The 7,936-nt window shown below is 53.0% G+C and carries 6 protein-coding genes; 1 reads left to right on the forward strand and 5 read right to left on the reverse strand.

Going from position 1 to position 7,936, the window contains the following annotated elements:
- The first annotated feature begins 80 nt into the window (after window positions 1–80).
- Complete coding sequence (locus AAF564_24380) at window positions 81–767, forward strand: WbqC family protein (protein ID MEM8488706.1); 687 nt, start codon at window positions 81–83, stop codon at window positions 765–767.
- A gap of 21 nt (window positions 768–788) precedes the next feature.
- Here the strand turns inward: AAF564_24380 and AAF564_24385 are convergent, their stop codons facing one another.
- The 5 genes from AAF564_24385 to AAF564_24405 all read right to left on the reverse strand — a co-directional run bounded on the left by AAF564_24385 (window position 789) and on the right by AAF564_24405 (window position 7,666).
- A complete protein-coding gene (locus AAF564_24385; GenBank protein ID MEM8488707.1) occupies window positions 789–1,688 on the reverse strand; it encodes a sugar phosphate isomerase/epimerase family protein in 900 nt (299 codons plus the stop codon).
- Between the two features lie 31 nt (window positions 1,689–1,719).
- Window positions 1,720–3,036 (reverse strand): Gfo/Idh/MocA family oxidoreductase, encoded by a 1,317-nt coding sequence (locus AAF564_24390; protein MEM8488708.1) that lies wholly within the window; start codon window positions 3,034–3,036, stop codon window positions 1,720–1,722.
- A 479-nt stretch (window positions 3,037–3,515) separates the two neighbouring features.
- Window positions 3,516–3,743 (reverse strand): hypothetical protein, encoded by a 228-nt coding sequence (locus tag AAF564_24395; protein ID MEM8488709.1) that lies wholly within the window; start codon window positions 3,741–3,743, stop codon window positions 3,516–3,518.
- Between the two features lie 149 nt (window positions 3,744–3,892).
- Window positions 3,893–5,038 carry an aminotransferase class V-fold PLP-dependent enzyme gene (locus AAF564_24400; GenBank protein ID MEM8488710.1) on the reverse strand — a complete coding sequence of 382 codons (1,146 nt, stop codon included), beginning with the start codon at window positions 5,036–5,038 and terminating at the stop codon, window positions 3,893–3,895.
- A gap of 111 nt (window positions 5,039–5,149) precedes the next feature.
- Window positions 5,150–7,666, reverse strand: a complete 2,517-nt coding sequence (locus AAF564_24405) for a GH116 family glycosyl-hydrolase (protein MEM8488711.1) — start codon at window positions 7,664–7,666, stop codon at window positions 5,150–5,152.
- Between the last annotated feature and the right edge of the window lie 270 nt (window positions 7,667–7,936).

Here is a 7,936-nt window from a genome sequence, read left to right on the forward strand (position 1 = left end):
GTGGCTCGCAACAACAAAATAGATGAGAGGGTTCGTCATCCAGGCAGGTCTCTGTTCCGTTTCCTAAGCTATTATTCAGTATGAAGACTGATATTGTACGGATCGCCATTCGGCCCCCGGAATATCTGCCGCGTTTGCACTTTATAGCGCTAATGCAATCGGTGGATGTTTTGGTACTGGCTGATACGTTTCAATATAGCCGGCAGTCTTTCCAAAACCGGACCCGTGTGCGTACACCCCAGGGGACACACTGGATTTCCATTCCGCTTCTGGGTCGACAACATGGCCGTCCTTGTATTCAGACGGTAATTGACAGCAGCATTCACTGGCGATCAAAACATTTACGCTCAATTAGTTTCAACTACAGCCAAACTCCTTATTTCGGATTTATCGCCGATGGCCTGCAAACGCTGTATCAGTCGGAGCAGGCGTACCTGGCAGACGTTACGTGCCAATCAGTTGAGATGATGCAGCAAATGTACCAGGTAGGCTGTACGGTGGTTCGTGCCTCTGCTTTGGCGGGTTGCCCTGCTTCGCTTCAGGGAATACTTGAGCTGATGCCGGCTAAAACACTGGTTGTGCCGGCTGATGACCTGCATCAGGCGGAAGCTGCACCCATTCCAGTTGAGGTGCTTCATCTTGACGAAACGGCTTATCGTCAGCAATTTGAAGGTTTTTACCCGGGCACTTCAGCGCTAGACTTGCTATGCAACTATGGCCCGGAAGCACCGGGCATGGTGCGTGATAGCCTGAAAATTGTCCAGTAAGGGGGATATTGCCAGATCGCTTTATTCTGGCAATATGTTGTTCATGCGTTGAATAATTTCTGTCAGCCGTGCGCGATCGCCTCCCCTTATTTCGGCTGTAGCCCAGCCGGTGTAGCCAATGTCTGCCAGGGCTTTGCGCACGGCGGGCCAGTCGCAGTCACCTTCACCGAGCGGTGCGGCAAATCCTTTCCAAAGCCCTTCGTCATCGCGTTTTTGCCGGCTGAACTCTTTAATGTCCAGCTTGAGAATTCGGGAGCCCAACGTGCGGATCCATTGCTCGGGCCAGCCATAGTTCACGATGTTGCCCACATCGAAATAGGCACCAATCCATGGGCTTTCAAATTCGTCGATATACCGGGCAAATTCGAGCGGGCTCAGCAGAAAGTGATTCCACACGTTTTCAAGTGCAATTTTGACACCCACCTCCCGGGCAAGCGGCAGTACTTTTCTAATCTCATGCTGTGACCGTGTATACGCGTCAGCATAAGACACTTCTTTGTTTACCACAGCCGGCACCAGCAAGACCGTTGATGCGCCATAGGCTTTTGCCTGGCGCAGAGCGTGCTCCAGGCCGGCCCGGCCTTCGTCGCGTACAGCCGGGTCAGGGTGGGAAAGGGTTTGCTTCCAGTGTACAGAATCAACCACGCCATGAATAGGCAGGCCTGATGCCTTTCGTGCATCGATCACTTCCTGTTCATCCAGGTTGCTGGGGCTATCCAGTTCCACACCGTCAAATCCAAGCGAACGGAGGAGGTTGAACTTCTCCAGTACCGTCATTTCTTCCTGGATCATACCAAATTTGACAGCCTTTTTGAAGACATGCCGGCCCTGTGCCGCTACAGGCTGCGCCGCTTTCGACCAGATCCAGGGGGTAGCGATGAGTGCACCACCGGTGCGTTTGAGGAAGGTTCTGCGTTGCATGAAAATGGGGAGGATGGGGCAAAGTAAGAACTTAGAGGGATGCGTAGTTACGGTCCATTTGGGTCACACCCGGCACTGCAACGCTGTGAGATTGCATGGATGAAAACGCAAAGTCGTCCGGCACGAGGTTCTGGGTGGAACCCATAATCTGATCCCAGGTGATTTCCTGTCCGGTATAACAGGCTTCACGGCCCATGACGGCAGTGAGGGTGCTATAAGCAATTTGGCGAGCTTCGTTGAGTGGTTTGTTCTCGCGGATGCTGTTGATGAGGTCCGTGTGCTCCTGGATGTAGCCGTTGTTGCCTTTTTCCGGAAACTCAAACTCAACTTTGCCTTTGTGTGTTGTAATGATGGAGTGGTCCGGGTTCAAGTCAGCGATACCTTTTGTGCCGATAATGCGATTGGAAACGCGTGAATAGCAGTTTTCCATTTGACGGCACATGGCCGTGACCCTGACGCCATTTTCGTAGACATACTCGATACTGAAGTTGTCGTAGATATGCCCGTAGTTGGGGTCAACCCGTTGCGTGCGTCCGCCTGATCCGATACAGCTTACCGGTGGGCCCTGCATTACCCAGTTGATTACATCGAGGTTGTGCACAAACTGCTCAACAATCTGGTCGCCTGATAACCATGTGAAGTAATACCAGTTGCGGCACTGCCATTCCATATCGGACATACCCGGTTTGCGGGGGCGAAGCCAGATGGGGCCCGTCAGATAGTATTCGCTTGCAGACACAATGTCGCCGATTCTGCCGGCGTGAATCCGTTTGACACCTTCGACAAAGCTGTCTTGCCTGCGGTACAGCGTACCGGCAACGACAGCCAGGCCTTTCTCGGCCGCAAGGTCACCGGTTTCGATAATGGAACGCGCGCCGGTAGGGTCAACGCTGGCCGGCTTTTCCATAAACACATGTTTGCCGGCCTCAACGGCATATTTGAAGTGCTGGGGGCGGAAGCCCGGTGGCGTGGCCAGAATTACCAGGTCGACATCGCTGTCAATTAACTCTTTGTAGGCATCAAAACCGCTGTAACATCGGTTGTCGGTAACTTTGTATTTGTCACCGATCGCCTCCTTCAGCGGCTCACGCCGGGCTTCGAGGCGGTCTCGAAACAGGTCGGCCATGGCCACAATTTCAACGCCGTCTGCAGAAACGGCGCAATCGCGTGCCGCACCCGTACCACGCCCACCACTACCAACAAGGCCAACCTTGATGGTGTCAGAGCCGGCGCCGTAAGCAAAGTTCTCTGATTGGATCAATGGTGACATCGACAGGCCGGTTGCTGTGGCTGTAGTTTTTAGAAAATCACGGCGAGAGACGGGTTGGCTGATCTTGCTGTTTCGCACGTTTGTTGTCGGGAGTAGTTAGTGAAACTGTGAGGCTGCATTAATATATAGTATTGGGGGGATAAATGGTGGATGAGAGAGGAGTTTGGAGAGAGGAGTTTGGGAGTGAAGAGTTTGGAGAGAGGAGTTTGGGAGTGAAGAGTTTGGGGTGTCGAGATGATCTGTGTTTTTTGTGTTTTCGTATTGCCGTGTTTCTGTTTTGCGTTATTGCTCGAAAATCGGTGTTAAACGCAACCCTTCCCTTCCTTGTCATGCCCAACTTGATTGGGTATCCACCGGGATAGCATTGGTCTTCATTTCGTATCCAATAACGAATGCCATGCCTGTGGATCTACAGTCAGTGCCTGTCCTGAACTTGATTAAGGGATGCTGACGGTGGGTTCTGCGGAATTGTCACAAAAAACAAAAGCCCCTTCCTGTTAGGGAAGAGGCTGTTGGAATTCTGAACCAGATGGGTCAGCTGGGCGCCAGAAATAAACTTAGTTCTGTGTTGTAAACTGGCGGTATTTGTGCCAGATACGCATGGCTTCAATGTCAGGGCCAAATGGTGCGCCATGCTTGCTGTATACGCGATTCATGGTGGTGTGCAAACGCTGAAGGGCGGTGTCCAAAGCTTTAACCTGAAGTTTGAGCTTACCGTTTGCTTCACGTAACGTTCGTAACGCGGTCTCCAATCTCTCGATATTTACGTTAGCGTTTGATTTCATTGGACTATAGATTCCGATTTTGTTTGAGTGTGCCTAAGAATACGGCAGCCGCCTGGGATATCCTATACTCCACAGGCGCATAGGTTCTCAACTTGAGGCGCAATTGAAGCAATTTTGTGTCGACTTTGTGGCAATTTGTTGACATTTGTCTATCCCAGTTTATCGAGCAGGCCCAGCAGTGTGCCTATATCATCCGTTGTGTTGTAAAGGTGGGGCGCTATACGCAAATTGCCTCTTCTGAACGCTAAATGGATGTTTTTGGCCTTCAATCCATCATAAATATTCTGGTTGCGAGACGGGTCTTTATGGGTAATCAGGGTCAGGGTAGACCTTGCCGAGCCGGCATCGGGGCTAAGCAAATTGTATTTGTCACAATTTAAATTGTCGATAAGATGTTGCACAAGTGTCTGGTTATGCCGGGCAATGGTTTCCACCCCAACGTCTAGCAAATAGCCCAAAGACGACGACCAGGGGACGTAGTTGAAAAAGTTGGCTGTACCAAATGTATCGTATCGCTTGCTCGTTGGGGGGCTATCTGGTAACCGGATAACTTGTTTTGCCTTGCCTAGGTCTTCCGATGTTTGCAGCGACAGCCAGTAGGCTTGGTTGTATTCCATGGTTGCAAGAACCGACGCGCGTATCCAGCAGAATCCTGTACCATAAGGTCCGCATAGCCATTTGAACCCCACGTTGGTGATGGCATCTACCGGGGTCGTATCAACGTGTAGCAGGCGTGTACCCACAGCTTGTGTTGTGTTTGCGATAAACAGCACGCCGTGTTGCCGGCACAATTCACCCATGGCATTGAGGTCAATCGCGCGGCCTGAAAAAGAATGCACCCAGGTGGCACAGAAAAGACGGGTTTTTGGGGAAATGGCTGCTGCAAGCTCTTCTGGGGTGAGTACCTGGTTGCGCGGCTCAATAAAACGTATGTGAATGCCTTTTTTCTGGAGGCCCAGCCAGGGCATAATAACAGACGGGAAGTCGCCGGCGGTAAGCAGGATTTCATCGCCGGCTTTGAGGGGCAAGCCATTTGCCAGCAGATGTAAGCCGTAGGAAGCGCTGTTGGCCAAAATTACTTCTTCTTCCTTTGCACGAATAAGCTGGCTCAGTTGACGTTTGAGTTGGGCCGGTACGCCGGAAAACCGCTCAACCGTCAATTCAAACGGTTGTCGTTTCCAGCGAATTGCCTCTTCTGCGGCTGCAGCAGCTACGCGGGGGATGGGCCCCTGGTGCGCGCAGTTCAGCCACGTGTGTCCGTCAAACGGACCAAAATCTGTTGTGTAAGATGACATGCGACTAGTATCGAATTAAGGAAGGATCTACGTTTTTTCGGGAATTCGTATTTCCGGATACAGGCGGGGCAAAAGCCGGCTGTTTGAATAATAGTGCTTCTCGGATAGCCGTCAACTGCTTAGTTCGGCTACCTGCCCTTCTTCAAGCAGTATATCCCTATAAACAATACTGTCGCCAATCTCGAGTTGACGAAGTTCAAGCCGGCCGGCAATGACTTCGAGTGTATACTTGCCAGATTTTTGGATAGTCAGCAGGCCTGAAGCGGTAGGGGTGAAAAAGGGTAGTCGCGCGCCATTCCCGACACGCGGAGTAAAGCGCAATTTTTGATTAAACCCATCGTAATACTGTCCTGACAGGGCAACTACGACAAACCAGATGGCGAGGTGGCTGGCATGGTTCGGGGTGCTGTATGGTTGGCCTGCCGGAATAGAGAGGCGCTCATAAAATCCAAATCCATCAGCGAGTGCTGCCTGCTGGTGGTTCAGCAACTGCTCCAGCGGTGCAAGGGCATCGGATGTACGCCGGCCACTTTGAATGGAGGCTGCTGCCCAATTCATCACCATGGCTGGCGCGATTGTTTGCTGGGTGGCGTCTGATTGTTTAATCGAAATAGGGGGCGCATTCGTATCCGCCATGCGCTTGAGCAATGCCGAGCGCTGTTCGGGATCAAGCGCAGGGGATAGGCCAAGGAGATCTGCCCACAGCAATCCAATGAGCAAGTTTGGGTCGGAGGCAGTGGCCGGCGAAGTTCTTGCCGTAGAAATTTTGTAACCAGACGGGCTGCCAAGTAAGGATTCCAGCCCGCTGATGCCCGTTTTTAGGACAGCAGCCAACTGGGTCACTTCTGTTTCTCGGTCGAGCATACGTGCCATACGAGAGAGACCATGCAGGCCGGCTAGATGCAGTAGCGCATCGTGTAGCAATACCCCTTCCTCGTCAAATTGCCAGTCATTTAATGCCGGCAGGTTTGACGGCAAGCCTTCTGGTGTGGTAATCGACAGCTGCCAGTTCATGGCTTTTAGCAGGTGGGGCCACATCTCTTTAAGGAAGGCCATGTCTCCCGTGAAATCCACGTATGCAGAAGCCAGAATGAAAAAGGCTGCATTTGAGGTGCTTTTTGTTGGCGCAGGAGAAGCATCCATCGGCAGCCTGCTGCCTTCGCCGAGTGTGTCGTTGATGCGTCCGGATGCATCCTGGGTGAAAGCGTAAGCACGCAGCACACTTTTGAGCATCGTGTGGTCGAGGAGCAGGAGAGGGAGCGCGCGGTACAGCATGGTGTCGAGCGAAGAAAGGCCGGCATCCGCGAAGGCATCCCACATGCGCCAACGGCCATCAACAGCACAGAAAGATGTTTTGTAGAGTTGTCCGATGCTGTCGCGCAATCCGACTTGCACGGCGGGGGGGAGCGTGGTGCGTGTAAACAGATCATTCCAGGCCTGCATCGCACGCCAGGCGACGGGCAGACGGTTTACAATCGTATCACTGACGCTGCTCGCTGTAGAGAACCGGCGTGCATATGCATTCCCGACGTTCGGCACGCCTACAAAGCGGTTAGGAAATCGCCAGGAGAGGATGAGGGTTACAGCCCGCGAAGCGCCCGGGGCTATCGTCAGATTGGATGCCACGGCGCCATGCTCAAACAAGCCCATCGACGTTGTGCCTTCAAAGTGACCCTGCGTACTGAAGGTCTCCCATAATTCATCCAGGTCGGCAGATACCATGCTGGATACCGCGAGGTTGCTGGAGAAGCCGATACACAGTTCGCCGGCTGCAGCATCCTGTCCGCTTCTCGACAACACCAGTCCGCGTTCTGTACGGAACGTGCCTTCGATGAAATTGGGCAGATTGAACATAACAGCCGTTTCTACAGGCTCTCGGGTCGGATTGTGCAACTGAAAGCTGAAGACAACCCCGGGCAATGCAGCGAGCGTCGGATCAACCATGTTGACGAGGCCGTGGGCGTGTAGCGACACGTTCAAGGGGATAGCATCGTCTACCGGACGCAGCCGGGTGACTGGGAACGCGCTTGAATACCCCAGGGTGCGTACAGCCGGCAATTCTGCTGGCGGGTGGGTGCGCATGGTGACGGCATGCGGTGCACTACCCGGTAATTGGGTTCGGATAGCAAAAAAGGCGTCATCTATATCGAACTTGTTTCCTCCACCCGGCGAATTATTCAGGATTTGCCAGTCAGCCAGCCGGCCGTCAGCCCGTAATTCCAGCGTGCCCGTGCCGATGCCGCCGAGGGGTGTACTTGAGCGGAGCCCTGCGGGTGGGGTGTGGAGCTTGCCTTGCGCATCTGCCCACGATACACTTTTGGCGTCTGTATTGACCCGGTAGGTATAGGGGAAAGCGCCTTTCTGGTGCCAGTTTTTGTGCCCTTCAGCCAGCCAAACAGGGGTGTCAACTTGTTCGATGCGCATTTCACGCGAAACAAAGGACTCTTTCGGATACGAGAGGCGAAGCAGGGGATGATCATTACCGGGCGCCCTGCGGCTGGTGGATCCAGTGCCGGCACTGGGACGCGAACCCGCACAGCTTTGCAACCACAAGGCCGCCAGGGGAGACAGGGTCTTCGCAAGAAAGTGGCGCCGTGTTTGTTTTTCCGAGGGGTAGGGTGCTGCCATGAAGCATCAACTGAAAAAGTAAAAGAAGCTCAGCATAAAACGGATTCGCATTGGCCTGAAATGCCGCAAGTTGGCTTCTCGTTTAACGGATTACGTGGTGTGCTTTCCGTTGAGAAAAGTACACAACCTTGTTGCCAAATCCCACTGATGGGCTGGACCCAAGACCGACTCGCTAGGCCAGGAGATGCGCGTTCACAGACGCATTTCCAGCGGCAGCGAAAAAACGATGCAATAGTGCAGTAAACAGCAATAAGCCAGCAAACCCCAAAA

This window comes from Bacteroidota bacterium, assembly GCA_039111535.1.
In the GTDB taxonomy this organism is placed as follows: Bacteria; Bacteroidota; Rhodothermia; order Rhodothermales; family JAHQVL01; genus JBCCIM01.

Excerpts from the sequence above, each read along its gene's own strand:
- AAF564_24380 (MEM8488706.1), top strand. The coding sequence starts at position 81 with ATGAAGACTGATATTGTACGGATCGCCATTCGGCCCCCGGAATATCTG.
- AAF564_24385 (MEM8488707.1), bottom strand. The coding sequence starts at position 1,688 with ATGCAACGCAGAACCTTCCTCAAACGCACCGGTGGTGCACTCATCGCT.
- AAF564_24395 (MEM8488709.1), bottom strand. The coding sequence starts at position 3,743 with ATGAAATCAAACGCTAACGTAAATATCGAGAGATTGGAGACCGCGTTA.
- AAF564_24400 (MEM8488710.1), bottom strand. The coding sequence starts at position 5,038 with ATGTCATCTTACACAACAGATTTTGGTCCGTTTGACGGACACACGTGG.
- AAF564_24405 (MEM8488711.1), bottom strand. The coding sequence starts at position 7,666 with ATGGCAGCACCCTACCCCTCGGAAAAACAAACACGGCGCCACTTTCTT.